General features: G+C 65.2%; 24 protein-coding genes. 13 read left to right on the top strand and 11 right to left on the bottom strand.

Features of this window, described 5'->3' with window-relative positions; translation table 11 throughout:
* The first annotated feature begins 7 nt into the window (after nt 1-7).
* Nucleotides 8-997 carry a substrate-binding domain-containing protein gene (locus BBTA_RS15320; RefSeq protein WP_012043397.1) on the top strand — a complete coding sequence of 330 codons (990 nt, stop codon included), beginning with the start codon at nt 8-10 and terminating at the stop codon, nt 995-997.
* A gap of 82 nt (nt 998-1,079) precedes the next feature.
* A complete protein-coding gene (locus BBTA_RS15325) occupies nt 1,080-1,973 on the top strand; it encodes an amidohydrolase (RefSeq protein ID WP_012043398.1) in 894 nt (297 codons plus the stop codon).
* Between the two features lie 155 nt (nt 1,974-2,128).
* Here the strand turns inward: BBTA_RS15325 and BBTA_RS15330 are convergent, their stop codons facing one another.
* Both BBTA_RS15330 and BBTA_RS15335 read right to left on the bottom strand, forming a co-directional pair.
* The gene (locus BBTA_RS15330) at nt 2,129-2,533 is read right to left on the bottom strand and encodes a hypothetical protein (RefSeq protein ID WP_049795364.1); all 405 of its coding nucleotides are present in this window, start codon (nt 2,531-2,533) and stop codon (nt 2,129-2,131) included.
* Between the two features lie 11 nt (nt 2,534-2,544).
* Nucleotides 2,545-2,766, bottom strand: a complete 222-nt coding sequence (locus BBTA_RS15335) for a hypothetical protein (protein ID WP_012043400.1) — start codon at nt 2,764-2,766, stop codon at nt 2,545-2,547.
* A gap of 487 nt (nt 2,767-3,253) precedes the next feature.
* Here BBTA_RS15335 and BBTA_RS15340 point away from each other — a divergent pair, with 487 nt between their 5' ends.
* From BBTA_RS15340 to BBTA_RS15370, 7 genes are all read left to right on the top strand, one after another.
* Entirely contained in the window at nt 3,254-3,457 is a 204-nt protein-coding gene (locus BBTA_RS15340) for a hypothetical protein (RefSeq protein ID WP_012043401.1), read from the top strand.
* Nucleotides 3,458-3,489: 32 nt separating this feature from the next.
* Nucleotides 3,490-4,428, top strand: coding sequence for a TauD/TfdA family dioxygenase (locus BBTA_RS15345; RefSeq protein ID WP_012043402.1), 939 nt, complete (start codon nt 3,490-3,492; stop codon nt 4,426-4,428).
* Nucleotides 4,429-4,599: 171 nt separating this feature from the next.
* A complete protein-coding gene (locus BBTA_RS15350) occupies nt 4,600-5,445 on the top strand; it encodes a CmcJ/NvfI family oxidoreductase (protein WP_012043403.1) in 846 nt (281 codons plus the stop codon).
* A gap of 163 nt (nt 5,446-5,608) precedes the next feature.
* Nucleotides 5,609-6,727 (top strand): methionine ABC transporter ATP-binding protein, encoded by a 1,119-nt coding sequence (locus tag BBTA_RS15355; protein WP_041750662.1) that lies wholly within the window; start codon nt 5,609-5,611, stop codon nt 6,725-6,727.
* Nucleotides 6,717-7,382 carry a methionine ABC transporter permease gene (locus BBTA_RS15360; RefSeq protein ID WP_012043405.1) on the top strand — a complete coding sequence of 222 codons (666 nt, stop codon included), beginning with the start codon at nt 6,717-6,719 and terminating at the stop codon, nt 7,380-7,382. The genes BBTA_RS15355 and BBTA_RS15360 overlap by 11 nt, the downstream gene beginning before the upstream one ends.
* Before the next feature lie 184 nt (nt 7,383-7,566).
* Nucleotides 7,567-8,349 (top strand): class II aldolase/adducin family protein, encoded by a 783-nt coding sequence (locus BBTA_RS15365; protein WP_012043406.1) that lies wholly within the window; start codon nt 7,567-7,569, stop codon nt 8,347-8,349.
* 230 nt (nt 8,350-8,579) lie between these two features.
* A complete protein-coding gene (locus tag BBTA_RS15370) occupies nt 8,580-9,356 on the top strand; it encodes a MetQ/NlpA family ABC transporter substrate-binding protein (protein ID WP_012043407.1) in 777 nt (258 codons plus the stop codon).
* Here the strand turns inward: BBTA_RS15370 and BBTA_RS15375 are convergent.
* Nucleotides 9,338-10,762 (bottom strand): FAD/NAD(P)-binding protein, encoded by a 1,425-nt coding sequence (locus BBTA_RS15375; protein ID WP_041750663.1) that lies wholly within the window; start codon nt 10,760-10,762, stop codon nt 9,338-9,340. The genes BBTA_RS15370 and BBTA_RS15375 overlap by 19 nt on opposite strands.
* Nucleotides 10,763-11,206: 444 nt before the next feature.
* On the opposite strand from BBTA_RS15375, the gene BBTA_RS15380 reads away from it, so the two are divergent.
* The 4 genes from BBTA_RS15380 to BBTA_RS15395 all read left to right on the top strand — a co-directional run bounded on the left by BBTA_RS15380 (nt 11,207) and on the right by BBTA_RS15395 (nt 15,391).
* Nucleotides 11,207-12,805: an FAD-dependent oxidoreductase gene (locus tag BBTA_RS15380; protein ID WP_012043409.1), complete on the top strand. Its 1,599-nt coding sequence runs from the start codon at nt 11,207-11,209 to the stop codon at nt 12,803-12,805.
* Entirely contained in the window at nt 12,802-13,179 is a 378-nt protein-coding gene (locus BBTA_RS15385) for a ferredoxin family protein (protein WP_012043410.1), read from the top strand. The genes BBTA_RS15380 and BBTA_RS15385 overlap by 4 nt, the downstream gene beginning before the upstream one ends.
* Nucleotides 13,176-14,396, top strand: a complete 1,221-nt coding sequence (locus BBTA_RS15390) for an LLM class flavin-dependent oxidoreductase (RefSeq protein WP_168167895.1) — start codon at nt 13,176-13,178, stop codon at nt 14,394-14,396. The genes BBTA_RS15385 and BBTA_RS15390 overlap by 4 nt, the downstream gene beginning before the upstream one ends.
* Nucleotides 14,397-14,536: 140 nt before the next feature.
* Entirely contained in the window at nt 14,537-15,391 is an 855-nt protein-coding gene (locus BBTA_RS15395) for an NADPH-dependent oxidoreductase (protein WP_012043412.1), read from the top strand.
* 59 nt (nt 15,392-15,450) lie between these two features.
* Here the strand turns inward: BBTA_RS15395 and BBTA_RS15400 are convergent, their stop codons facing one another.
* The 8 genes from BBTA_RS15400 to BBTA_RS15440 all read right to left on the bottom strand — a co-directional run bounded on the left by BBTA_RS15400 (nt 15,451) and on the right by BBTA_RS15440 (nt 23,661).
* Nucleotides 15,451-16,278, bottom strand: a complete 828-nt coding sequence (locus BBTA_RS15400) for a MetQ/NlpA family ABC transporter substrate-binding protein (protein WP_012043413.1) — start codon at nt 16,276-16,278, stop codon at nt 15,451-15,453.
* Nucleotides 16,279-16,355: 77 nt separating this feature from the next.
* Nucleotides 16,356-17,699 carry an LLM class flavin-dependent oxidoreductase gene (locus BBTA_RS15405; protein ID WP_012043414.1) on the bottom strand — a complete coding sequence of 448 codons (1,344 nt, stop codon included), beginning with the start codon at nt 17,697-17,699 and terminating at the stop codon, nt 16,356-16,358.
* A gap of 461 nt (nt 17,700-18,160) precedes the next feature.
* Nucleotides 18,161-19,120: a serine O-acetyltransferase EpsC gene (gene epsC, locus BBTA_RS15415; protein ID WP_012043416.1), complete on the bottom strand. Its 960-nt coding sequence runs from the start codon at nt 19,118-19,120 to the stop codon at nt 18,161-18,163.
* Nucleotides 19,121-19,148: 28 nt separating this feature from the next.
* On the bottom strand, nt 19,149-19,721 hold the full coding sequence (locus BBTA_RS15420) for a flavin reductase family protein (RefSeq protein WP_012043417.1): 573 nt from the start codon (nt 19,719-19,721) through the stop codon (nt 19,149-19,151).
* 62 nt (nt 19,722-19,783) lie between these two features.
* On the bottom strand, nt 19,784-21,013 hold the full coding sequence (locus tag BBTA_RS15425; protein WP_012043418.1) for an acyl-CoA dehydrogenase family protein: 1,230 nt from the start codon (nt 21,011-21,013) through the stop codon (nt 19,784-19,786).
* A 36-nt stretch (nt 21,014-21,049) separates the two neighbouring features.
* Nucleotides 21,050-22,066 (bottom strand): NrtA/SsuA/CpmA family ABC transporter substrate-binding protein, encoded by a 1,017-nt coding sequence (locus BBTA_RS15430; RefSeq protein ID WP_012043419.1) that lies wholly within the window; start codon nt 22,064-22,066, stop codon nt 21,050-21,052.
* An 18-nt stretch (nt 22,067-22,084) separates the two neighbouring features.
* Nucleotides 22,085-22,804, bottom strand: coding sequence for an ABC transporter ATP-binding protein (locus BBTA_RS15435; protein ID WP_012043420.1), 720 nt, complete (start codon nt 22,802-22,804; stop codon nt 22,085-22,087).
* The gene (locus BBTA_RS15440) at nt 22,801-23,661 is read right to left on the bottom strand and encodes an ABC transporter permease subunit (RefSeq protein WP_012043421.1); all 861 of its coding nucleotides are present in this window, start codon (nt 23,659-23,661) and stop codon (nt 22,801-22,803) included. The genes BBTA_RS15435 and BBTA_RS15440 overlap by 4 nt, the downstream gene beginning before the upstream one ends.
* Between the last annotated feature and the right edge of the window lie 117 nt (nt 23,662-23,778).

The raw sequence follows: 23,778 nt of genomic DNA on the forward strand, positions 1-23,778 counted from the left end.
GGAAATCATGAATCGACGATCTCATCGCTTGTTCGCGCTTGCCGTCGCTGCGGTCATCGCCTCGGTCGCGCAGCCCGTGGCGGCTGAAGGCGCCAAGACGTTCACGGTGGCCTATATCGCACCGTCGCTGGACATCTCCTATTGGCAGTGGGTCGGCTACGGCGCCAAGACCAAGGCGGCCGAGCTCGGCATGACCTATATCGAGATGGACTCACACAACTCGCCGGCTGACCAGATGACGAATGTGCGGACCGCCATCACCCGCGGCGTCGACGCCATCGTGATGGGCCCGGTGAGCTCCACCAGCACGCCCCCCGTACTGCGGCTGTTGAAGGAGAAGAAGATCCCGATTGCCTTTGCCGGCATCGGCCCGCAGCCGGGCGAAACCGACTACACGTCGGCCGTGACCGCCAATAATTTCGAGGGCGGCAAGGCCGAAGGCAAGTTCGTCTGTGCGCTTGCGAAGGAGCGCGGCGGCAACAAGGTCGGCATGCTGTCGCTGCCGCAAGATCGCGAGAACGCGCAGAAATATCTCGCCGGCGCCAAGGAATCCTTCCAGGCCGACGGCTGTGAGCTCGTCCAGATCCTGCAGACCAAGGGTCTCACGGTGCGCGAGGCGGTCGACCAGGCCAACGATCTCCTCACCGCACATCCCGACGTGAAGGCGATCTACGGCATGTATGACGAAGCCGCGACCGGCGCCGCCAAGGCGCTGCAGACCCGTGGCCTGGTCGGCAAGGTCGGCCTTGCCACCGCCGACGGCAGCCCGACCACCGTCAAGCTGTTGCGCGAGGGCGTCGTCCAGGGGCTGTTCCTGCAGGAAGCCGGCGGGCAGGGGATCGAAGCGGTGCAGCAGGTCTATAACGCGCTGACGGGAGCGGCCGTGACCCAGAGCCTGCCATTGCCGCTCGCATTGGTGACATCAAGCAATGTCGGTACACCGGAAGCGCAGGCCAAGCTGAAGCGCGTCTATCCGCCGTCGGCGGGTGATTACTGATCGCAGCGACATCGCAGCGGGTGCCTGCGTCCTCAGGCATCCGCAACCCACGCCCGGCCTGTCCCTGCTTCAGGATGCCACCATGTCCGACTTTCCCATCATCGATCCGCACCATCATCTCTATGATCTCGAGAATCACCGCTATCCCTGGCTGCAGGACGGTGTGAAGCCGGCTGCGTTCGGCGACTACACGGCGATCTGCCACAGCTATCTGGTCGAGGATTTCCTTGCCGATTGCAAGAACCAGAACGTTGTCAAGTCGGTTCATCTCGACGTCGGGTTCGATCCCGACGATCCCGTCGGTGAAACGAAATGGCTGCAGGCCGTGGCCGATCAGAACGGCTTCCCGCATGGCATTGTCGGCTATGCCAATCTGGCGCAGCCGAATGTGCGCGACGTGCTCGAAGCGCATCTGGCCTATCCGAACTTCCGCGGCATCCGGCAGTCGCTGAACTATCATCCCGATCCGGCCAAGACCTATCTCGACCGTCCCGGCGTCTGCCGCGAGCCAGAGTGGCGGCGCGGCTTCGCTTTGCTGCGTGACCTCGGCCTGTCCTTCGATCTGCAGATCTATTATCCGCAGATGCAGGAGGCCTATGAGCTGGCACGCGACTTCCCGGACACGCAGATCATCCTCAACCATACCGGCATGCAGGTCGACGGCCACGACCATTTCGAGGCGTGGAAGACGGGCATGAAGCTGTTGGCTCAGGCGCCGAATGTCGCCTGCAAGATCTCGGGTCTGGGAATGGGCGACTGGAGTTGGACCGTAGAGTCGTTTCGTCCCTATGTGCTGTCGGCGATCGAGATGTTCGGCGTGGACCGCTGCATGTTCGCGAGCAACTTCCCGGTGGACAAGCTCTTCAGCAGCTATGACAGGCTGTTCGAGGCCTTCAAGACGATCACGTCCGGATTTGCCGCCGGCGATCGCCGCAAGTTGTTCCACGACAATGCGGCGCGCTTCTACCGGTTGTGAATTGGTGGAAGCTCGAACTCGCCGTGATGAGAGGCACGACGCCATCCGTGAGCGCCGGATCCCTGCGACCTGGTCGCCCCGGCGGATGCTGATCTGCAGGGGCGGCAACGCATGATCGAATGGCGACGACGCGTGGGAAGGGTACGCCGAGGCGGTCAGATCCAGTAGGATGAGCGCGGGACGAATTCCTTCGCGACCGTGATCGCGCTGTCCTCGCATAGCTCCAGCGCGAGCTTCTGGGCCAGCATGACGTCGCCGGCAGGCAGGTCGCCGACCGGAACGAAGCAGAGGCCCCGGCGAGCGCGTCCCTTGTCGTCGAGCAGGCAGACATTCATCGCCGAGCCCGTGTAGATCCGGTAGCGGCTGCCGCTCTGGGAGCCGATGACGTCGAAATATCCGCGGGTGGTCAACTGCTTCCACTGCAGTGGCGTCAGCCATTGCTGCAAGAGGCGTCGCGACCGGCCGTCGGGCGTGCGGTGGGCTTGGTGGTGGCAGAACAGGTTCTGCACCGCGAGCCGGCGCAGCAAGGCGCGCTGCTTTGATCGAATGGCCGCGAACATGATCGGTGCTGCTAACCGCCGACGAGCCGCGGGAAGAACACGCTTTCTTCCACGCCCGGGTCGAACGAACGGATGATCTCCAATCGTCCAGGTGCGACGCGGGCCGTGGCGGTGAAGCCGCGGTCGGTCAGATGCCGGAACAGCCGCTCGGCCTCCGCGACCTGTGCCGGGCTTGCCGGATCGAACGGGTAGCGGCTGTCGCCTGTTCGATCCATCACGATCTGGACTGCCATGAGTTGAGTCTCCCTCGGGGATGGGACGTCGCGTCGTCTAGGACCGCAACCGGCGCCGGACGGAAGGGTTCCTGTCGAAGAGCGCAATGATTCTCCAGATCCCTGATCAGGCGGCGTTCTGCGGCGCACGCGCGGCATCGCCCCGTGCAAATTAGTCGCAGTCCGAGCTGGCGGGGGTTGCGAGCGAAATTTGCTTCGGCGTGTCTGGTCCTGAAACAAACGATGCGCCGGTTCACGATCTTTGAAGTTCCATTTCATTGACCGCACGGCCTCCGGCGCGGATATTCATCGCCATCATCGCTCACCCCTGGATCACCGAGATGAGAACCACAAACGCAGCCCGTTGCCTGGTGCGCAAGCGCCTTGCCGGACGCTGCTTCTCTGCGGCGACCGGGGCCTGTTGCTGATCGCTGCAGCCGAACGCAACGCCTTCAATACATCAGCAGATCAGACAGGAGCGCCGCAGGCAGGCGGCGAACGATCAATCATGTCCAAAGCCTATATCATCGAGGTCCATAACCGCACCGCAGGCATCGTCACCGCTGACGAGCGCGGCTTCAGCTTTTTCTCGTCCGAGCGCGCTTTCGACAGTCTCGACGGTCAGCATTTCGCCTCGGCGCGCGATGCCGAGCGCGCGGCCCGCGCGCTCCTGACCGTCCGCGGCGGCCGCGTGCGCAGGGCGGCTTTCTGATTTCCCATCACACATTTCGAGGACGACGGGTCATGAGTTTCTACCGGGACTTCAACGACAAGCTGGCCATCCAGGCCTGGAACAGCGCAAGGCGCGAGCCTTACCGCACGATCGAGGTGCGACAGCTCAGTCCGACTGTCGGCGCGGAGATCGGCGGCGTCGATCTCTCCAAGGATCTGCCGGACGAGCAGTTCACGGAGATCCAGCGCGCGCTCGATGAGAATCTCGCGATCGTGTTCCGCGATCAGGATCTTTCGAAGGACGACCACAAGCGCTTCGCGCGACGCTTCGGCAAGTCGTTGCACCGGCACGAACTGGCCGCCACCCGCTTTCGCCATGATGGCCCGTTCGATCCGGAATTCCTGTCGTGGAAGACCGATGCGAATTCGCGCTTCACCGCCGGTGACGGCTGGCACCCGGACGTGTCCTGCGATCCGAGCCCGATTCGTGTCTCGCTGCTGCGTGTGACCAAGACACCGTCGCTCGGCGGCGATACGGCGTTCGCCAACATGTATCTGGCTTATGAATTCCTGTCGGATCCGATCAAGCAGCTGCTCGAGGGCCTGACCGCCATTCATGACGGCTCATTGGCGTGGACCGCGGGCTATGGCGCCAAGCCCGATCCCGGCAAGACCTACCCGCAATCCGAGCATCCGGTGGTGGTGAGCCATCCGCGCACGGGCCGCAAGTTCCTCTACGTCAATGCGTCCTTCACCTCCCACATCGTGCAATTGACCCGGCGGGAGAGTGACGCGCTGCTGCAGCTGCTGTTCCGTCATATCGAGGGCCAGCTGGCGCTGCAGACGCGCGTGCCGTGGCGCCCCAACTCGCTTCTGGTCTGGGATAATTGGGCGAGCCAGCACCACGCCGTCTGGGATTACTATCCGGAAGAGCGGTGGGGTGAGCGTGTGTCGGTGGTAACCGGCGAAATCCCGCAGGCGCGACTCGGTCTGAGTGAGGCGGCGGAGTAGAGCGCGCCGACGCAGAGGAGAAACCAGTCGACAGCGCCGCGCTGCGCGACGTGTCATGCTACCGGCCGTGTGGCCGGTAGCAGGTTCGTTGCTATTTTTGCCGGCGGGTTGCCGGCGCGGACGGCACGAACCAACATGCATGCATCAGCATGAAGTTGCCTGGAGACAGCCATGAGCCTGGTCGAGAGAAAGATCGAATCGTTGCCCCTCGTTCTCGCCGAGCTCAATTATCTTGCGCCGACCTCGGCCAAGCCGCGCACCTACGCCTTCGATCCGCCGCCGGGCGAGGCGAAATCGACCGCCGTGCCGGAGCCGCGCCAGGTCGCCGTGTTCAATGGTCGTCCGATTGCGCAGTCGTTCTCCCTCGACCGTGAGGGTTTCGCCCTGGTCCGTCACCCGACCTTCGTGCGCGACTTCACCAATGAGAAGGAGATCCGCAACGTCTATTATCCGGCCGTCGAGGCGTTCCTTCGTGCGACCTTGCGCGCTGATCGGGTCGTGATCTTCGATCACACCATTCGCAAGCGCGTTCCTGGCGCGCCCGATGTCCGCAACAGCGGACCGCGCCAGCCGGCGACGCGTGTGCATGTGGATCAGACCGAGCGATCAGGCGCAGATCGGGTCCGCGAGCATCTCGGCACCGAGGCGGAGGAGCTGCTACGCGGCCGGGTGCAGGTCGTCAACCTTTGGCGGCCGATCATCGGCCCGTTGCGCGACACGCCGCTGGCGATGTGCGATGGCACGACTGTCGCGCGCGATGATCTGGTCGCCTCCGACCTGATCTATCCCAATCGCAACGGCGAGACCTATTCGGTTACCTATAATCCGTCGCATCGCTGGTTCTATTTCCCGGAGATGACGCCCGACGAAGCGCTGCTGCTGAAATGCTATGATTCGGCAACCGACGGGCGCACGCGCTTCGCGCCGCACACCGCTTTTGTCGACCCGACGACTCCGGCTGACGCGCCGCCGCGCGAGAGCATCGAAGTGCGGACTCTCGTGTTCCACCGAGAATGAACACGCGGCGAGGAGGATGACATTTCACCGCCGTCATCCTCCCGAGAAGCTTCATCCAAATTGGGCGCTTTTTCTGAAATTGCCTTGAGCAGGATCGCAGGCGATGTTGACGCCAACGCGTGCGCTGCAACACGCCAAGCCAAGGTCAGCCCAAGGTCACTCCATGAATGCTCACCCATCCATTGCCGAGCCGATCCGGCCGGCGGAGCCCGCGTTGCCCGAAGGTCTCATCGCCGAGCCGATGGTCCGCTTCGAGCGATTGTCCAAGACTTATCCCGCCTATCGCGACAAGCCAGCCGTCGAGGCGCTCAAAGATGTCGATTTTGCGATCGCCCGCGGCGCGATCACCGGCGTGATCGGACGCTCCGGTGCCGGCAAGTCGAGTCTTGTCAGGCTGATCAACGGGCTGGAGAAGCCGACCACGGGCCGCGTCATTGTCGATGGCCGCGACATCTCGGCGCTGCGCGGTCAGCCGCTGCGGCTTGCGCAGCGCTCGATCGGCATGATCTTCCAGCACTTCAACCTGCTGTCCTCGCGCACGGCGGCCGACAACATCGCTCTGCCGCTGGAGGTCGCCGGCTGGTCGAAGGCGGACATCCGGACGCGCGTCGCCGAACTGCTGGAGCTCGTCGACATCGCCGACAAGCACGACCGCTACCCGTCTGAGCTGTCCGGCGGCCAGAAGCAGCGCATCGGCATCGCGCGTGCGCTGGCGACGCGGCCGAACGTCTTGTTGTCGGATGAAGCGACGTCGGCGCTGGACCCGCAGACCACGCGGGCGATCCTTGATCTGCTCGCGAACATCAACCGCGAGCTCGGTGTCACCATCATCCTCATCACCCACGAGATGTCGGTCGTCCGCCAGCTCGCGAAGGAAGTCGTGGTGATCGATGACGGCCGCGTGGTCGAGCGCGGCCATGTCGCCGACATCTTCACCCATCCGAAACATGCGACCACGCAGACATTCCTTGCGGAAGTGCTTGGCGACGCCGTGCCGGTGTCGCTGGCCAGCCGCCTCGTGCAGCAGCCGGCGCCGCTCGGACAGGCGGTCATCCGCGTTCAGGTGCGCGGCTCCCACGCCGGCGATACCCTGGTGGCGCGGCTGGCGCGCGAGCTGTCGGTCGACGTTGCGCTGTTGGCGGCGCGGATCGACGAGATCGGCGGCCAGCCTGTCGGCTCGCTGATCCTGGGCGTTCCCGGCGGCGAAGCGGCGGCCCGGCAGACCCTGGCCTATCTCTCACAGCACCAGTTCGCAGCGGAGCGCCTCGGCTATGTCTCCTGAGCTCATCAATCTGATCATCCAGGCCACTGGCGAAAGCCTGTTCATGGTCTCGACCGCTGCGCTGGTCGCGACCTCGCTCGGGCTGCCGCTCGGCATCTTCCTGGCGACCAGTCGCAAAGGGGAGCTGTTCGCAGCGCCCTCGGTCAATGCGATCCTCGGCGTAGTCGTGAATGCCACGCGCTCGACGCCTTTCATCATCCTCGTCGTCGCCATCATTCCCTTCACGCGTCTCGTGGCCGGTACGTCGATCGGATCGGGCGCGGCGATCGTGCCGTTGACCGTGGCCGCGACGCCGTTCATCGCGCGGCTGGTCGAGGCGGCCATTCGCGAGGTTGATGGCGGTCTGATCGAGACCGCATCCTCGTTCGGCGCGACGCCGCTGCAGATCGTGTTCAAGGTGCTGATTCCGGAAGCACTGCCCGGCCTTGTCCTGGCTCTGACCCTCGCGGTCGTCAGCCTGCTCGGCTATTCGGCGATGGTGGGTGCGGTGGGCGGCGGCGGCCTCGGCGATCTCGGCATTCGCTATGGCTATCAGCGCTTCATGCCGGAGATGATGCTGGCCGTGGTCGTCGTCCTGATCGCGCTGGTGCAGACCGTGCAGACGGTCGGCGATCATCTGGCGCGCCGGCTGAATCGGCGGCTGCGGCATCGCTGAGGCGTGCGGCCCGTTCAGGCGCGGCAGAGATGGTTTGGATCGAGCCTGGCGGAGGAGGGCTTGCCGGTATTGCCGGCGAGCCCTGATCTTTGAAAAGATCGTCTCGCAAGGGTCGTTCTACCATGACGGCAGTGAGCTCGTCCGGCGGCATGGCGCAGGGGCTCGGTGCAAGAGGTGAAACGACATGAATGAGTTCGTCGAACGACCCCGGAAATTTGCGCTCGTCGAGCGTCAGCCGGCAGCGACCTTCGCGGAGGAGCGGCTGCATCGCAAGCAGCGGCTCGCGGCGACCTTCCGCCTGTTCGCCCGCTACGGCTTCGATCAGGGTCTGGCCGGACACGTCACTGTGCGCGATCCGGAATTCCCCGACCGGTTCTGGATCAATCCGTTGTCGACGCATTTCAGCCAGATCAAGGTGTCCGATCTGCAACTCGTCGATCACGACGGGAACATCCTGATCGGCGACAAGCCGATCAACCAGGCCGGCTTCGTCATCCATTCCGCGATTCATGCGGCCCATCCGCAGGTGATTGCCGCTGCCCATACGCATTCGACCTACGGAAAGGCGTTCTCGGCGCTCGGCCGGCTGCTCGACCCTTTGACCCAGGATTCCTGCGCGTTCTACGACGATCACGTGCTGTTCGATCCGTTCACCGGCGTCGTGCTCAACGCCGATGAGGGGAAGAAGATCGCAGCTGCGCTCGGCAGCAGGAAGGCTGCGATCCTGCAGAACCACGGCTTGCTCACGGTCGGCCCGACCATCGAAGCCGCGGCGTGGTGGTACATCGCGATGGACAACGCTGCGCGCACCCAGCTGCTGGCCGAGGCGGCAGGCCCGACCAAACCGATCCCGCACGACATTGCGAAACATACTGCGGGGCAGGTCGGCACTCATAAGGGCGGCTATTTCAGCTTCCAGCCGTTGTGGGACTGGATCACGGCGCAGGAGCCGGACCTGTTCAACTGATCGAATTGCGCAGCCCGCATGCGCACAACGGCATGCGGGCGATCTCGCGGGCCATGATCTCGGTCGGGGGACGAGAACAAACCGGTCATGAAAACCCTTGGTGGGAGAATATCCGGATCGGGCGGCGCGGATCCATAGCGTCTTCGTTGCTTTGTTCGCGGCTGCAATTGAACGCGAATGGCAGCGGCGCTAGTGAGCGGCGGAACTTGTTTGTTTCGTTGGAGACTTGAATGCGCCTTCCTGTCGTTGCCCTGGCTGCCCTCGTGTCGCTGCTCACGCCCGTACGGGCCGAGACCATTCGTGTCGGCGTCACCGCCGGGCCGCATGCTGAGATACTCGACGTGGTGAAGAAGGTCGGCGCCGAGCGCGGGCTCGACATCAAGGTCGTCGAATTTACCGACTACGTCATTCCCAACCAGGCCTTGGCGCTGAAGGACCTCGAAGCCAACTCGTTCCAGCACGAGCCCTATCTGAAAAACCAGATCGCCAAGACCGGCTGGAAGATCGTCAAGGTCGCGACCACGATCGCCTCGCCCCAGGGCGTGTATTCGCAGAAGTACAAGAGCTTGGCCGAGCTGCCCGAGGGCGCCCGCGTCGCGATTGCCAATGATCCCTCGAATGGCGCGCGCGGGCTGATGATCCTGGCATTGCACGGCGTGATCAAGCTGAAGGACCCCAACAACGTCGCAGCCACCGTTGCCGATATCACCGACAATCCGAAGAAGCTCAAATTCGTCGAGCTCGATGCGGCGCAGCTGCCACGCGCGCTCGCCGACGTCGATCTCGTCTCGATCAACAACAATTACGCGGTCCAGGCGGGACTCAATCCAGCCAAGGACGCGATCGCGCGCGAGAACGCCGAAGGGCCGTGGGTCAACATCCTCGCGGTCCGCGAGGATGACAAGGACAAGCCCTGGGTCAAGCAGCTGATCGAGGCCTATCAGTCCGAGCCGGTCAAGGCATTCCTGGAGACCCGCTTCAAGGGAACCTATATCGCGACCTGGTGATCGGGAGCGGCGGCGAGTGCCGGCGCCTCGCGCGGCGGCACCTCGATCGGCTGCGCTTGCACCAATCGATTGGCAAGCGCAGCGCACTGACTGCGGATGTCTGGGATGGCGATGATCTCCCAGAAGGCGGCGCGGGTCAGCGGGCCGATTGCGAACAGGCGTTGCGAGGGCGTGCCATCGGCGCCGACGACGGCGCAATCGGCCGTGACCTCGATGCCGATCCGGAGCGGATCACAGCGCGCGAGCCCTTGATCGAACAGGCTGCGCACCGCCGGATTGGCCGTGGCGCGAGGATCCCTGACGATGCCCGTGCAGTCGATCACGGCGCCGACCTCCAGGGTCTCGATCTCGCTGCGGCCGCGGCGGCGATAATGCGCCCGTCCAGCGACGGAGCCGCCATCGATCTTGACGAGCTTGGCTGCGGCAATGCGCAGTTGCCCATCCGCGATCGCTGTTGCGATACGCGCCTCGACCTCCGGTGCCATCCGATGCCGGTGGACGTCCCACCACGCCCGCGCATGCTCCAGAAAGCTGCGCTTCGATGACTGTGGCAATTCGTGCCACAGCCGGTGGCTGAACGGCCTGATCGCATCGATGACGCCGCGCCAGTCGCCTCCGTCAGCGACGTGGGCGGCAATGCGTTGGCGGAACCAGCGCAGCAGCGTGCTGCCGGGAGCGCCGAACGGAATCTCGTCCTCGCTGATCTTGCAGGGCGCGATGCGCCGATGGCCCTTGGCCATGAGCCCGCGGCGCGACATCGCCACGATCGGGCCGCGATGGCCGGCGCGTAGCAGCGACAGCACGTAGTCCGCCATGGTCAGGCCGGTGCCGAGAATCAGCACCGTCGCATCCTGGCTGAAGCCCGGCACGGAAGGGGAGATCCATGGATCAGCGTGCCAGGCCGAGCGCGGAACCGCGGCATCGTGGCCGGTCGCGAGCACGGCGACGTCGCCGAGCTGACGCGTGCCGTCGGCGAGGCTGACGGTGACGCCGCTGGCACCCTCGCTGACAGCGACACATTCGCCGCGAATGATGGTCAGACGGCGCGCGCCATCGTCCTCGGCCAGGAACGGTGCGATGAGGCTCGCAATGTAATCGCCATAGAGGCGGCGTGGTACAAAGCAGAACGGGTCGGGACAGAGCTGCTGTCCGTGCTCATGAGACGACAGCCAGCGCCAGAAATGATCAGGATCCTCAGGCAGCGCGCTCATATTGGCGGCACGCACGTTCAGCAGATGATCGGCATTTCCGGTGTGGTAGGCGAGCCCGCGGCCGACCTCCGGGCGCTTCTCGATCAGGGTAACGCGGACGTTGGAATGGGCCTGCTGCAGCAACTGATAGGCCAGCAGAACGCCGGATGCTCCGCCACCGACGATGATCACGTGTCGTTCCGAAAAACGGCTCATGCAAAGATGCCTTTTCTCTCGCGTGCCGACCATGCGTAGGATTCATAATCTAACACGCAAACCGCCGGCCGGATTCGGAAAGACGAATATTCTATCCGACGCCCTTTTCCTGTCGGCATTGTTCCAGGAAAATCCAGATTGTTGTCGAAACTGTGCCGCAGCAGGCGGTGGCGCGATAGAATTGTTATGCAGGCGAGCTCGTGCCATTAGCGGTTTCGGATGCTTGAGCCGCTCAACTGAAATTTTCTCGATCAACGATTGTCGCGAGAATGGAGGCGCCGAAAATCGCGCAACTCTGAAATTGCCAGCGGCGCTGCGCTGAATGACGATGCGCCGGCCTGCGTCGTTCGCGCACGGCTTCGGAGCTGGAAACATGGTTGGGCTGCGCACGGGGACACAATGGACAGAAACCTCGGGCTGGCCAAAGACCGATCCGGTGGTGTGATGACCGTCTCCGTGCCAGATCGATTGGCGCTCACGGCCGACGTGCTCGTCATCGGCGGCGGCATGGCCGGCGCCTGGGCCGCGGTGTCTGCCGCGCGCTCGGGCGCTCGCGTGATCCTGGTCGACAAGGGCTATTGCGGCACCAGTGGCGTCACGGCGGCAGCCGGGCCCGGTCATTGGTGGGTTCCGCCGGGCGCGCGCGAGCAGGCTGTCAGCCAGCGCGTTGCCGCGGGACTTGGTCTCGGCGAAGCCGCCTGGATGCATGCCATCATCGAGGAGACCTGGCGCTCTTTGCCGACCCTGTCGGGCCACTATGCGTTCGGCATCGACGACGACGGCCGCGCGAACCATCGCGCCGTGCGTGGTCCCGAATATATGCGCGCGCTGCGCGCCTTCGCCTGCGAGCATGGTGTCACCATTCTCGACCATTCGCCGGTGCTGGAACTGCTGGCGCGCAGTGACGGTTCGATTGGTGGCGCCCGTGGCCAGCGCCGGCAGGATGGCGGCCGTCCGTATCAGGTCGCGGCGGGGGCGACCGTGCTCGCGGCTGGCGGCACCAGCTTCCTGTCGCATCTGTTGGGATCGCTGACCAACACCGGTGACGGCTATCTGCTCGCGGCGGAAGCCGGTGCCGAGCTTTCCGGCATGGAGTTCACCGCGGCCTACACGATCGCGCCGGCGCATTCGACGATGACGCGCAGCATGGCGTATTCCTTCGCGACCTACTACGACGGCGACGGGCGCGAGCTCGATCTGCCGTTCGGACCTCAGCAGACGATCGGGCTCGCGAAAGCGCTGCTCGCCGGTCCGGTGTTTTGCTCGCTCCACCGTCTGCCCGACGACATCAAGGCGCGCCTGCATACGATCTCGCCGAACGTGCCATTGGTGTTCGATCGCTGGGGCATCGACCCTTATCGCGATCGCTTCGAGGTCACGCTGCACAATGACGGCACGATCCGCGGCCTCGGTGGCGTCAAGGTCGACGCCGTCGATGGCCGCACCGCGGTACCAGGGCTGTTCGTGGCCGGCGACAATGCCTCCCGCGAAAAGGTCGCCGGTGCGATCTCCGGCGGCGGCAATGTCAATTCGGCCTGGGCACTGAGTTCAGGCATCCGGGCCGGGCAGGCTGCGGCGCGGCTGGCGCGCGAGATCGGACCGCCCGCTGCTGTGTTGAGGCCGCTCGGACGTGCCGGCCTGCATCCGCACGGTCGTACCAGGGCCATCGATCTCGAGGCGATCAGGGCCGGTGTGCGTGCCGAGATGCATCCGTTCGAGAAGACGCTGTTTCGGCAGGAGGCGACGCTGGCCGCCTCGCAGCGCGCGCTCGACGGACTCTGGCGCGAGATCGTCGATCATGCAGCCGGCGAAACCTTGCGGTCACGCGAAACAGCGGCGTTGGTCGCGAGCGCGCGCTGGGCGGTCGCCACGGCACGCCGCCGCACCGAGAGCAGGGGCATGCATCGCAGGGTGGATCATCCAGGGCTCGATCCGCAGCTTGCGGTGCGGCTGTTGAGCCGCGGCTTCGATCGGATTGAGGTCACTGCTGATACGGCGCGGGAGCCGCAATCCTCGGCGCGCGAGCTGGAAGCTGCGTCATGATCGAGCTGATTGTCGCCGATCGCTGTACCGATTGCGGCGCCTGCGTCGAGGTGTGCCCGACCAATGTGCTGGAACGGGCGCCATCCGGGCCGCCGCAACTGGCCCGGGTGGAAGATTGCCAGACCTGCTTCATGTGCGAGCTCTATTGCCGTGCCGACGCGATCTATGTCGCGCCCGATTGCGACCGCCGCGTGGCGATCACGCAGGAGACGGCGCTCGACTCTGGCCGTCTCGGCCAATACCGCAAGCATTCCGGCTGGGATGAATGGGCCGGTCAATTTCCGAACGAGCAATGGCTGATGGAGACCGTGTTTCGTCGCGCCGGCGAAGCGGCTGCGGGCGCAGCCGGCGCAGACGACAAGAGGACAGCATGACGATTATCACGCATCGCCCGGGGGCACTGGTCGATCTCGACGGTTTTCGCGGCCCCGCCGATTGGCCTGAGAGCCCGCTGTCGCGTGCACTGACGCAGCCGCTGCTGCTCGGCCTTTTCCTGCCGATCCAGGCGGGCGGCTGGAGCGCCTCGACCCTGCCGCGCACCACATCGTGGCATTTCGACTACAACCGCGATCTGGTGCTGACGGCGGAAAACCTCGGCTTCGATCTGGTGTTCGCATTGTCACAATGGCTGCCGAAGGGCGGCTATGGCGGCGTGTTCACCGGCGAGGCGCTCGACTCCTTCATCACCACCTCGGCCCTGACCAGCCTGACCCGGCGCATCATCCTGATCTCCACGATTCATGTGCTGTATGGTCCGTGGCATCCGCTGCATCTTGCGAAATATGGCGCCACGCTCGACCATATCTCCAATGGCCGCTGGGGTATCAACGTCGTGACCGGCCACCGCGCCGCCGAGCATGAGGCGTTCGGCTGGAGCCGGATCGATCATGACCGCCGCTACGAGCTCGCCGCCGAGTTTCTTGAAGTGCTGCAGCGGCTGTGGAGCGACACCGAGAACTACTCGTTCTCCGGCCAGTCGTCGTGGAAGCTCAACAACGCCTTTGTGACGCCGAAGCCGCGCTTCGGCCGGCCGGTGCTCGTCAACGCCACCGGCTCCGACGCCGGCATCGCCTTCGCCGCGCGCTATTCGGATATCGTCTTCATCACCAGCCCGGCGGGCTCCAGTTTCGAGAGCGCCCTTCCGGCGCTGCCGGCGCACACCGCCAGGGTCAAGCAGGCCGCGCGCGACATCGGCCGCGAGGTCCGCACGCTGCTCAATCCGATGGTGATCTGCCGCGAGACCGAACGAGAAACCTGGGCCTATCATGACGCGATCGTCGCTCATGCCGATCCGGTCGGCGACTTCCACAAGCTCGACAGCGACGCGCATGCCTGGCGCGGCCGCGTCGGCGTCGACGCGCCGAAGCGCCGGGCGATCGGCGGCAATATCGAGGTGATCGGCACGCCGGAGCAGGTGGTCGAGCAGTTCGTGCAGCTCAAGAAAGCCGGCGTCGACGGCCTGCAGCTGTCGTTCTACGACTTCAAGCCGGACCTCGACTTCTTTGGCCGCCGCGTGCTGCCCCTGATGGAGCAGGCAGGATTGCGTAAACCGGTGATTGAGACGGCCGCTGCGGCCCAGGCCGCGGAGTAGTGGGGCGCGTCGACAATGGACGTATGATCTTGCAGGGGATTGTCGTCGCCTGCCCGGTGGGCTTTGCTGCGGATCGACGCGCCAGCTCATTCGCGCATCGGCTGGTACAATGATGTACGGACCGACATGAGGACGAGGGAATGACGATCATCGAGACGAGAAAGCCGACGGCGGCCGAAGACGAGATCTCGGCGGCGCTGCGCAAGCGATATGGCGCGCATATTCCAGAGGTCGCCTCCGGTGCCGACGACATTCTCGGTCACCTGCTGGCGCACCGCTCGATCCGCAGCTATCGGCCGGATCCGGTGCCGCCGCACACCGTCGAGACCTTGGTGGCCGCGGCCCAGTCGGCCGCATCGTCCTCGAATCTGCAGACCTGGAGCGTCGTGGCGGTGGAGGATCAGGGGCGCAAGCAGCGCCTGTCGGAGTTCGCCGGCGGTCAGAAACATATCCGCGAGGCGCCGCTGTTCCTGGTCTGGCTCGCCGATCTGTCGCGGGCGGAGCGTCTGGCCAAGCGCGAAGGACGCCCCGACGATGGCATCCATTTCCTGGAGACGCTGTTCGTCGCGATCATCGACGCGGCCCTCGCAGCCCAGAATGCCGTGGTGGCGCTCGAGGCGCTCGGCCTTGGCTCGGTCTATATCGGCGCGATCCGCAACCGCCCGCAGGCGGTGGCCGAGGAGCTCGGCCTGCCGCCGAACGTGCTCGCCGTGTTCGGCCTCTGTGTCGGTTATGCCGATCAGGCGGCCGGCGAGGACGTCAAGCCACGGCTGAGCCAGAGCGTGGTTCTGCATCGCGAGCGCTATGCGCCGACGGACGAGATCCACGGCATCGCCGCCTATGACGAGACGCTGCGCGACTTCCAGACCAGCCAGGGCGTGGCGCCGGTCGGCTGGCGGGAAACGGTGCTCAACCGGCTCGGCTCGGCGAAGGCGCTCAACGGCCGCGACAGGCTGACCGAGGCGCTGCGCGCGCTCGGCTTCGGATTGAAGTAGCGATCAGCAGATACTGATAGCAGCGGTGGCCCATGATGATCACGGGCCGCCGGCACCGATCACTTCATGTAGTCGGGCAGCGTGAAGCCGTCATAGAAGCGATCGGCGAGGATGGCGGCCTTGAAGCCCGGCGACTTGTAGGCGGCGACGATGTCCTTGGCCCATGCGGTCTCGGCATTGTCACGCTTGACGGCGACGACGTTGATATAGGGCGCCGTCATCCTTTCCAGCGCGAAGGCGTTGGTCAGCTTCAGGCCGCTGAAGATCGCGAAATTGCCTTGGATCGCGGCGAAGTCGACGTCGTCGAGCGCACGCGGCGCCTGCGCGGCCTCGAGCGGGATGATCTTGATACCACCGGGGTTCTTGACGACATCGAGCTCGGTGACGTCGATCGGCTTGGAATCGCGGATCTCGACCAGACCGAGATCGCGCAGGATCCACAACGCCCGCTGCAGGTTGACAGGATCGTTCGGCACCGCGACCTTGGCGCCAGCGCCGATCTTGGTGCCCAGCGGGTGCTTCTTGGAATAGATCCCCATCGGTGGGGTCGGCACGTGGACGATGCCGACCAGGTCGGTCTTCTGCCGCTCATTGTAGGAGTTCAGGAACACCGTGTGCTGCATGACGTTCGCATCGATCTCGCTCTTGAACACGGCGTTGTTGGCTTCGAGGCCGGTCGAGAACTCGACATAGCGGATCTGATAGCCCTTCTTCGCAAGCTCGGGCGCGACGCCGATCTTGAACTCATCGATATAGGGGCCGGGGACGAAGCCGACTTTCAGGTCCTTCTTCTCGGCCGACTGCGCCAGCGCGTTGTCACCGGCGGCGATCGACAGGACGGAGACAGCCATCAGGCCAAGGAATCGCAATCTCGTCAAACAATGCATGGGACTTCCAGATCTTGAACAAATGAAAGGCGGCGCTGACGCCATGCAAGGCATCCGCGCCGCCCGGGTTGAGGATCTCAGGCGATCGCCTGGACCTGATGGCTGTAGAGGCTGGCCGGCCGCTCCAGGCCGTAGTGCTCGCGCAGGGTCTTGCCGGAATACTCCTCGCGGAACAGGCCGCGCTTGCGCAGGATCGGCACGACGTGCTCGGCAAACAGATCGAAGCCGCCGGGCAGCCAGGGCGGCATCACGTTGAAGCCGTCGGCGGCACCGTTCTCGAACCAGGTCTGGATGTTGTCGGCGATCTTCTCCGGCGGGCCGGCGATCACCCAATGGCCGCGGGCGCCGGCGAGGCGCTGGATGAGCTGCCGGATCGTCGGCTTCTCGCGGTCGACGATGTCGACCACGAGCTTGAAACGGCTGGCGACGCCACGCGCGCCGTCGGTTTCGATCAGATGGCGCGGGAACGGACCATCGAGATCGAAGCCCGAGAGATCGAGCCCCAACATCTGGCGCAGCTGTACCAGCGAGTACTCCGGCTGGATCAGGTCGTTGAACTCCTCCTGCAGCCGATCGGCCTCGGCCTGGGTCGAGCCGATGAACGGGCTGATGCCGGGCAGGATCTTGACGTGATCGGGATTGCGGTCGAGCGCCCGCGCCTGGCGCTTGATATCGGCATAGAACTCCTGGGCGCTAGCCAGCGTCTGGTGCGCGGTGAAGATCGCCTCCGCAAAGCGCGCTGCAAAGGCGCGGCCGTCCTCGGACGAGCCGGCCTGGACATAGACCGGCCGGCCCTGCGGCGAGCGCGGTACGTTGAGCGGCCCGCGCACGCGAAAATGCTTGCCGACGTGGTTGAGCGGATGGACCTTGTCGGTATCGGCAAAGATGCCGGACGCCGGATCATTGACGACGGCGTCGTCCTCCCAGCTGTCCCACAGCGCGGTGACGACGTCGAGGAACTCCTTGGCGCGCTCGTAACGCTCGTGATGATCAGGATGCTCGGGCAGGCCGAAATTCTGCGCCGCCTGCGGCGCGCTGGTGGTGACGATGTTCCAGCCGGCGCGACCGCCGCTGAGATGATCGAGCGAGGCGTATAGCCGCGCCAGATTGTAGGGCTCGTGATAGGTGGTCGAGGCCGTCCCGATCAGGCCGATGCGGCTGGTGGCTGCGGCGATGGCCGAGAGCCAGGTGATCGGCTCGAAGCGGAAGCGCTGCGCATAGCGGACATTATCGGCCAATGCCGGACCGTCGGCGAAGAAGATCGCGTCGAACGTATAGTGCTCGGCCGTGCGCGCCAGCTGCTGGTAATAGCTGATATCGAGCGCCCGGCTCGCCGCCGAGCCCTTGTAGCGCCATGCCGCCTCGTGATGGCCGCCGGGATAGATGAAGAGGTTGAGGTTCAGTTGGCGACGCTGGCTCATGGGGCGCTCTTGTCTTGGCTCGCTGATGTCGGATGTGGAGCGGTGATCGACTGACTGACGCTGGCTAATGCGGATCGCGGGCGAATGCATCGCTCAGGTGGTGAGCCATCGCAGGCGACGGACGATAGGGCGGGCAAGCCGGCTGATGCCGGCGCGGGAGGCGAGACCTCGTTCATGGTGCTCCAGGCGCAGCCTGCCTGCATGGTCGTGGATGTCACGGAGCTGGCCATCGGGAGTGGAAGGCCCTGGCGTATCCTGCTGCAGGCTGATCACGGCGAGAGGGTCAAACATCGTGCAATCCGTTGAAACGCGGCTGCCATCGCAACGACGAACGCCGGCTACGCTGGATGAAAATCTAGCGGCTCTGTCCCGATGCTGTCGATGAAATGGATTTGCATTGTTGACCACGGCGCGAGCATGATCACGTCGTTCTCATCAGGAACCAAGGAGCGGCGTTTCGATCAGGACTTCTGCAGCGCAGGCCCGCCGACCCTGTTGCGCAGCGAGGCCTGGGTGACGACGCTGTTCGCGGGCACGTCATGCGTGAGCCAGACATTGCCGCCGATCGTCGATCCCCGTCCGATCGTGATGCGGCCCAGGATCGTGGCGCCGGCATAGATCACGACATCGTCCTCGACGATCGGATGGCGGGCGTCGCCCTTGATCAGCGTCCCGTCCTCCTCGGTCGGGAAATGGCGCGCGCCGAGCGTGACGGCCTGATAGATCCGGACGTGGTCGCCGATGATGGCGGTCTCGCCGATCACCACGCCGGTGCCGTGATCGATGAAGAAGCCGGAGCCGATCTGCGCGCCCGGATGAATGTCGATGCCGGTGCGCGCATGCGCGATCTCGGCGATCAGCCGCGAAACGAGGCGGGTGCCGAGGCCATAGAGAAGATGGGCGAGCCGGTGATGGATGATCGCGGTCATGCCGGGATAGCCGATCAGGATCTCCGGGAAACTCTTGGCGGCGGGATCGCCGACGAAGGCGGCGCGCAGGTCGCTGATCAGGATACCGCGCAGGGCCGGCAACTCGGCCGCGAAGCGGCGGGTCAACTCCATGGCCTCGGGCTGCCGGAAGCCCGGGATCAGCTCATCGCCGACGAACAAGGCTGCGCGGTGGATCTGGTCGGACAGCAGGTCGAGCGCGACGCTGAGCCGATGGCCGACGAAATAGTCGATGTTCTCGCCATCGAGATCATATTGGCCATAGTGGCGCGGGAACAGGGCCTCGGTCAGCGCCGAGACGACCTGCGCCAGCTTTTCGCGCGACGGCGGCCGGTGGATGACGCCGTCCTTGCGGATGCTGTGCGTCTCCTCCCGCGACACGCGCAGCTCCGCAACCAGCCGATCGAGGCCCCAGCGTTCGCCTGCCGAGGTGGCGTTGTCCAGACCCGATCCCGTAATGGGGCGAGAGCTCATGCCGTTGTCTCCGTGAGCATGCGCGTCATCACCGGACATGGGTCAAGGGCACGCTGACCTCGGCGAGCAGGTCGAGATCCGCGTTGCGGTCGACCTCGACATACTGGTCGTTCCAATACAGCAGACTCGACAATTTGGGCGCAAGCTCGACGCTGTCGGGCCGGCCGACGATGATCGCATGCGCGTAGCGCTCGATGATCTCGTCCACCTCGCACGCGATCGCAGCCTGGGCGTGCTGCAGCAGCGGGACGCCGGCCGGACCGCGCGACCAGTCGATGCCCTCGAACTTCTGCTGTCCCGACAGATGCGGCGTGCTGAAGCGATCAGCGAGCGCGAGCTGATCCGAGCTGAGGATGTTGATGCCGAACCAGCCGTCGCGCGCGATCAGCGGGTACGCTGACGATCGGTTGCCGAGACTGATCATGAGCCGCGGCGGCTCTGATGACAGCGAGATGAGAGAGGCGATGGTCACCCCGGTGATCTCCTCGCCGCGGCCCGCGGTCACAACGCTGACGCCGGCTGCGACACGGCGCAGGGCCGAGTGGAAGTGCTGGGGATCGAACGCGGTCTCAGATACGAGATGAAGGTCACGCTTGCTCATCCGTCGCCTCCTTCGGGCACGAGCCGTATGGGTCGTGTCCCTCGTCGCGGCAGCGCCGTCGGTCAGAAGAAGCCCTTGGCCGGAAGCGGTGTGCCGTTGATCAGGAATTGTCCGATCGCCCGTTCCTTGTAGGTGACCGGATTGTGCGATGACAGCGTCCGCGCGTTGCGCCAATGCCGATCGAAATTGGTGGCCTTCTTGGTCGACGAGGCGCCGCCGACATCGAAGATCAGGCCGCCATTGCGGATGGCGGCATCGTCGGCGACGATCTTGGCCTGTGCCGAGAGCAGGGCGGCGCGGTGCGCGAGCTCCTCGGCATCGGCTCGCCCGGCATCGAATGCGTCCGTCGCCGCGTCGAGCGCTTCGGCCGCGACCAGGACGACCGTCTCGGCGGCATGCGCGGCGCTCGCGATCTGGCCGATCGTGTGCTGCAGCAGCGGGTCGTCGGTCGGCTTCTCGTGCGGAGCATAATAGAATGTGCGCTTGCGCGAGCGGACCAGTGCGATGGCGTCGCGCAAAGCTGCGCGGCTGATGCCGGCGACGGCCGCCGTCAGGAACAGCTGCGCGAACGTGTTGGAGTAGGGCACGCCGTAGCCGATGTCCGGGGCGTCGAACACGATCTCCTGCCGCTTGACTCTGACGTTGCGGAAATGGGTGGTGCCGGTCGCCGTCAGGCGCTGCCCCATGCCGTCCCAATCGTCGATCAGCTCGATGCCGTCGCGATCGAGGGGAATGATGGTGGCGCCCGGACGACCATCCGGATCGGCAGCGCGCACCAGCACGAGATCGGAATAAAGCGTCCCGGTGCTGTAGTATTTCGTGCCGTTGAGGAGGTAATCGTCGCCATCCGGCGTGAAGGTCGTGTTTGGCGTGATGTTACCGACCTGTGGGCTGTCCAGTTCGGTCGTGGCAAGCCCGATGATCGCGCCGCCGGCGACCGCTTTCTGCCATTCGCGCGCCTGATCATCGCGTGGATTGCGCACCAGCCGCTCGACCACGCTGAAGTGGTTGCGCAGGATGTGCGCCACATTGGCATCCGCTTCGGCGAGCCGGATCACGATCGCGAACAGATCGCGGATCGAGCTGCCTCCGCCGCCCGCGGCGACGGGCAGCCGCAGTGCGCCGAGCCGCGCCTGCTTGATCAGCGCAATCTGCTGGTGCGGCAGGATGCGCTCGCGCTCGCGTTCCGGCTCGCCGTCGGCGATCGCGGCCAGCAACGCATCGAGCGCGCCTGGTGCAGGAGGAAGCGGGGTCTCGGCGCTGAGCGTCTTGGTCGAAAGCGGCTTGTTCATGATGGTCTCGATGATGCCAGGAGGAGCGGATCGGCTTCAGCGCTGCGGCGCCGGATCCTCGATCCGGGCGAGATGGTCGGCGACCTTGACCGGCTCGGGCAGCACTTTGCGCTCGGCCAGCCAATCCGCCGCCTTCTGCAGATCGGCAACGAACTGCTTGTCGTTGACGGAGAAATAGCGGTACTGCCGGTTCATCGCGATGAACTGATCGCGCACCTGGTCGCTGTATTTGCCCGCCTTCTGCGCGATGTATTCCGCCTCCTTGCTGTTTTCCGAGATCCATTTGCCTTCGGCGCGGAAGGCGTCGTTGACCGCGCGGACCAGCGCCGGATTTTCGGCAGCGAACTTACGGGTCGTCAGATACGAGGTGTAGTCGATCTGGAATTCGAGGTCGCGGCCTTCCAGGAAGATGTCGTGCGCCTTGTAGTCGAGCCGGGCGATATCGACGCCGGGACTCCACATCGACCAGGCGTCGACCTTGCCGGAGGCGAGCGCCGGCGCCGCGTCCGGCGGATTGAGATAGACGAACTTGACCTTGGAGCGATCGACCTTGTGCTTCTCGAGCGCGGCGACGAGCAGGAATTCGCCGAGGCCCGAGCGATTGACGGCGACCGATTTGCCGACCAGGTCCTCGACCTTGTTGATGCCGGAATCATCGCGCGCGATGATCGCGGTGGTGCGTGGCTCGTAGACCACGAATTGCGTGAACACCAGCGGGGAGCCGGCGATGATCGCCGCCAGCGCCGGGGTCGTGGAGCCGCCGAACGAGAAATCGGCGGTGCCGCCGGTGACGGCCTGCAAGGTCGGCGCATGGTTCGGGAACGGCCCGAGCCATTCGACCTTGATGCCGTCCTTGGCGAGCAGCTTCTCGAATTCGCCGCGCTCCTTGGCGATCAGGTTGAGACCCGACAATCCCCATGTGAGGCGCACCGTGTCGGTGACGCGCCCTGGCGCCGCCCAGGCGTCGTCGGTCAAGGTCAGTCCGGCGAGCGCGCCGATCCCGAAGGCGGCGGTGCCGAGGAACTGGCGGCGGGAGAAGTCATCCGAAGACATGGTCGATCCTTCCAACAATCAGGCGGGAGCGTGTGCGGCGAGCACACCGAGTTCAGCCAGCAGGTCGCCGCGTGCGACCGTGCCGTCGCGATGAGCGCGGTGCGCGAAGGCGATCCGCCCGTCCCGCATCACCAGGATGCGGTCGGCGAGCGCAATCGCCTCGTCGACGTCATGCGTGACGAGCAGGACACCGGGCCGGTGCGTGGCGACGAGCTCGCGCACCAGCGCGTGCATGCGAATGCGAGTCAGCGCATCGAGCGCGGCGAAAGGTTCGTCGAGCAGCAACAGCTGCGGCTGCTGCACCAGCGCGCGAGCAAGGGCGACGCGCTGCGCCTGGCCGCCGGACAGGTTGCGCGGCCAGTCGTCGAGCCGGTCGCCCAATCCGACCTCCGCCAGCGCGGCGGCTGCGCGCGCACGTGCGTCCGGACCGTCGAGACCGAGCGCGACGTTGCGCCATAGGCTGTCCCAGGGCAGCAGGCGGTGCTCCTGGAACACCACCGCCGGTCGCTTGGGGGCGATGATCCGGCCGCCCTGGATCGGGTCGAGACCGGCGAGCGCGCGCAGCAGTGTTGTCTTGCCGCATCCGCTCTCGCCCAGCAGCGCCACGAACTCGCCGCGTTCGATACGAAGGTCGAGACCCTGGATCACGGTCCGGTCGCCATAGGCGCGGCGGAGGCCGTTGACGATCACGGCTGGTTCGGCCGGACGCTGCGCCGCTGCAGCCTCATGGACGCTCATCGCCCGGCTCCGTAGTTCGGATGCCAGGCGAGCAGCCGTCGCTCCAGCCAGCGCGCGATCAGGTCAGCGAGCACGCCGATCAGCGCGTAGATGACGATCGTCAGCACGATCACGTCGGTGCGCAGGAATTCGCGGGCGTCCATCGCGAGGAAGCCGAGGCCCGATTGCGCGCCGATGGTCTCGGCGACGACCAGCGCGAGCCAGGCGGTCGCCAGCGCATAGCGCACACCTGTGAGAATCGAGGGCAGGGCGCCGGGCAGAATGATGCGCCGGATCAATGCGAGCGGCGACAGGCCCTGTACGCGCGCGAGCTCGATCAGCTTCGGATCGACCTGCCGGATGCCGAGTGTCGTGTTGATGTAGATCGGAAAGGTGACGCCGAGCGCAACGAGGAAGACCTTCTCGGCCTCGCCGACGCCAAGCCACACGATCACCAGCGGCAGCACGGCCAGGAAGGGGATCGCGCGGATCATCTGAATGCTGCGATCGATGAGGGCTTCGGCGAGGCGGGAGAAACCGACGAGCAGGCCGAGGACGAAGCCGATGGCGCCGCCGATCGCAAAGCCTGCAGTCGCCCGCAACAGGCTGACGCCGAGATCATTGAGCAAGGTCCCCTGCGTCGTCAGCTTGTAGGCCGTGCGCAGGATCTTGCTCGGAGCCGGCAGCACCTGCGGCGACAGGTAGCCGCCTTGGGCCAGCGCTTCCCAGATCACGACCAGAAGCGCCGGCGCCAGCCACGACAAGGCCTGCAGCGTCGCCGGGCCGATCGCATGACGCCGATCCGCTCCGTTGAGATGCCCGTCGGTGGTCGCCTGGGCCAGTTCGATCGGTCCTGCGGTCTGGTCGATATTGCTCAAAGTCGTGCAGTCCTCGCGATGTCAGGTGCGTCCGCGTCATGCGCGTCGGCACGCGTGGGCTTTGACGCACCGGGCTCTTCAAGCCAGGCCGGCGCCGCCGCTTGATGCCGCCAAACT

The sequence above is a fragment of the Bradyrhizobium sp. BTAi1 genome (genome assembly GCF_000015165.1).
GTDB lineage: Bacteria > Pseudomonadota > Alphaproteobacteria > Rhizobiales > Xanthobacteraceae > Bradyrhizobium > Bradyrhizobium denitrificans.

Coding starts and splice junctions, on each gene's coding strand:
- BBTA_RS15320 (WP_012043397.1), top strand. CDS start 8: ATGAATCGACGATCTCATCGCTTGTTCGCGCTTGCCGTCGCTGCGGTC.
- BBTA_RS15325 (WP_012043398.1), top strand. CDS start 1,080: ATGTCCGACTTTCCCATCATCGATCCGCACCATCATCTCTATGATCTC.
- BBTA_RS15330 (WP_049795364.1), bottom strand. CDS start 2,533: ATGTTCGCGGCCATTCGATCAAAGCAGCGCGCCTTGCTGCGCCGGCTC.
- BBTA_RS15335 (WP_012043400.1), bottom strand. CDS start 2,766: ATGGCAGTCCAGATCGTGATGGATCGAACAGGCGACAGCCGCTACCCG.
- BBTA_RS15340 (WP_012043401.1), top strand. CDS start 3,254: ATGTCCAAAGCCTATATCATCGAGGTCCATAACCGCACCGCAGGCATC.
- BBTA_RS15345 (WP_012043402.1), top strand. CDS start 3,490: ATGAGTTTCTACCGGGACTTCAACGACAAGCTGGCCATCCAGGCCTGG.
- BBTA_RS15350 (WP_012043403.1), top strand. CDS start 4,600: ATGAGCCTGGTCGAGAGAAAGATCGAATCGTTGCCCCTCGTTCTCGCC.
- BBTA_RS15355 (WP_041750662.1), top strand. CDS start 5,609: ATGAATGCTCACCCATCCATTGCCGAGCCGATCCGGCCGGCGGAGCCC.
- BBTA_RS15360 (WP_012043405.1), top strand. CDS start 6,717: ATGTCTCCTGAGCTCATCAATCTGATCATCCAGGCCACTGGCGAAAGC.
- BBTA_RS15365 (WP_012043406.1), top strand. CDS start 7,567: ATGAATGAGTTCGTCGAACGACCCCGGAAATTTGCGCTCGTCGAGCGT.
- BBTA_RS15370 (WP_012043407.1), top strand. CDS start 8,580: ATGCGCCTTCCTGTCGTTGCCCTGGCTGCCCTCGTGTCGCTGCTCACG.
- BBTA_RS15375 (WP_041750663.1), bottom strand. CDS start 10,762: ATGAGCCGTTTTTCGGAACGACACGTGATCATCGTCGGTGGCGGAGCA.
- BBTA_RS15380 (WP_012043409.1), top strand. CDS start 11,207: ATGACCGTCTCCGTGCCAGATCGATTGGCGCTCACGGCCGACGTGCTC.
- BBTA_RS15385 (WP_012043410.1), top strand. CDS start 12,802: ATGATCGAGCTGATTGTCGCCGATCGCTGTACCGATTGCGGCGCCTGC.
- BBTA_RS15390 (WP_168167895.1), top strand. CDS start 13,176: ATGACGATTATCACGCATCGCCCGGGGGCACTGGTCGATCTCGACGGT.
- BBTA_RS15395 (WP_012043412.1), top strand. CDS start 14,537: ATGACGATCATCGAGACGAGAAAGCCGACGGCGGCCGAAGACGAGATC.
- BBTA_RS15400 (WP_012043413.1), bottom strand. CDS start 16,278: ATGCATTGTTTGACGAGATTGCGATTCCTTGGCCTGATGGCTGTCTCC.
- BBTA_RS15405 (WP_012043414.1), bottom strand. CDS start 17,699: ATGAGCCAGCGTCGCCAACTGAACCTCAACCTCTTCATCTATCCCGGC.
- epsC (WP_012043416.1), bottom strand. CDS start 19,120: ATGAGCTCTCGCCCCATTACGGGATCGGGTCTGGACAACGCCACCTCG.
- BBTA_RS15420 (WP_012043417.1), bottom strand. CDS start 19,721: ATGAGCAAGCGTGACCTTCATCTCGTATCTGAGACCGCGTTCGATCCC.
- BBTA_RS15425 (WP_012043418.1), bottom strand. CDS start 21,013: ATGAACAAGCCGCTTTCGACCAAGACGCTCAGCGCCGAGACCCCGCTT.
- BBTA_RS15430 (WP_012043419.1), bottom strand. CDS start 22,066: ATGTCTTCGGATGACTTCTCCCGCCGCCAGTTCCTCGGCACCGCCGCC.
- BBTA_RS15435 (WP_012043420.1), bottom strand. CDS start 22,804: ATGAGCGTCCATGAGGCTGCAGCGGCGCAGCGTCCGGCCGAACCAGCC.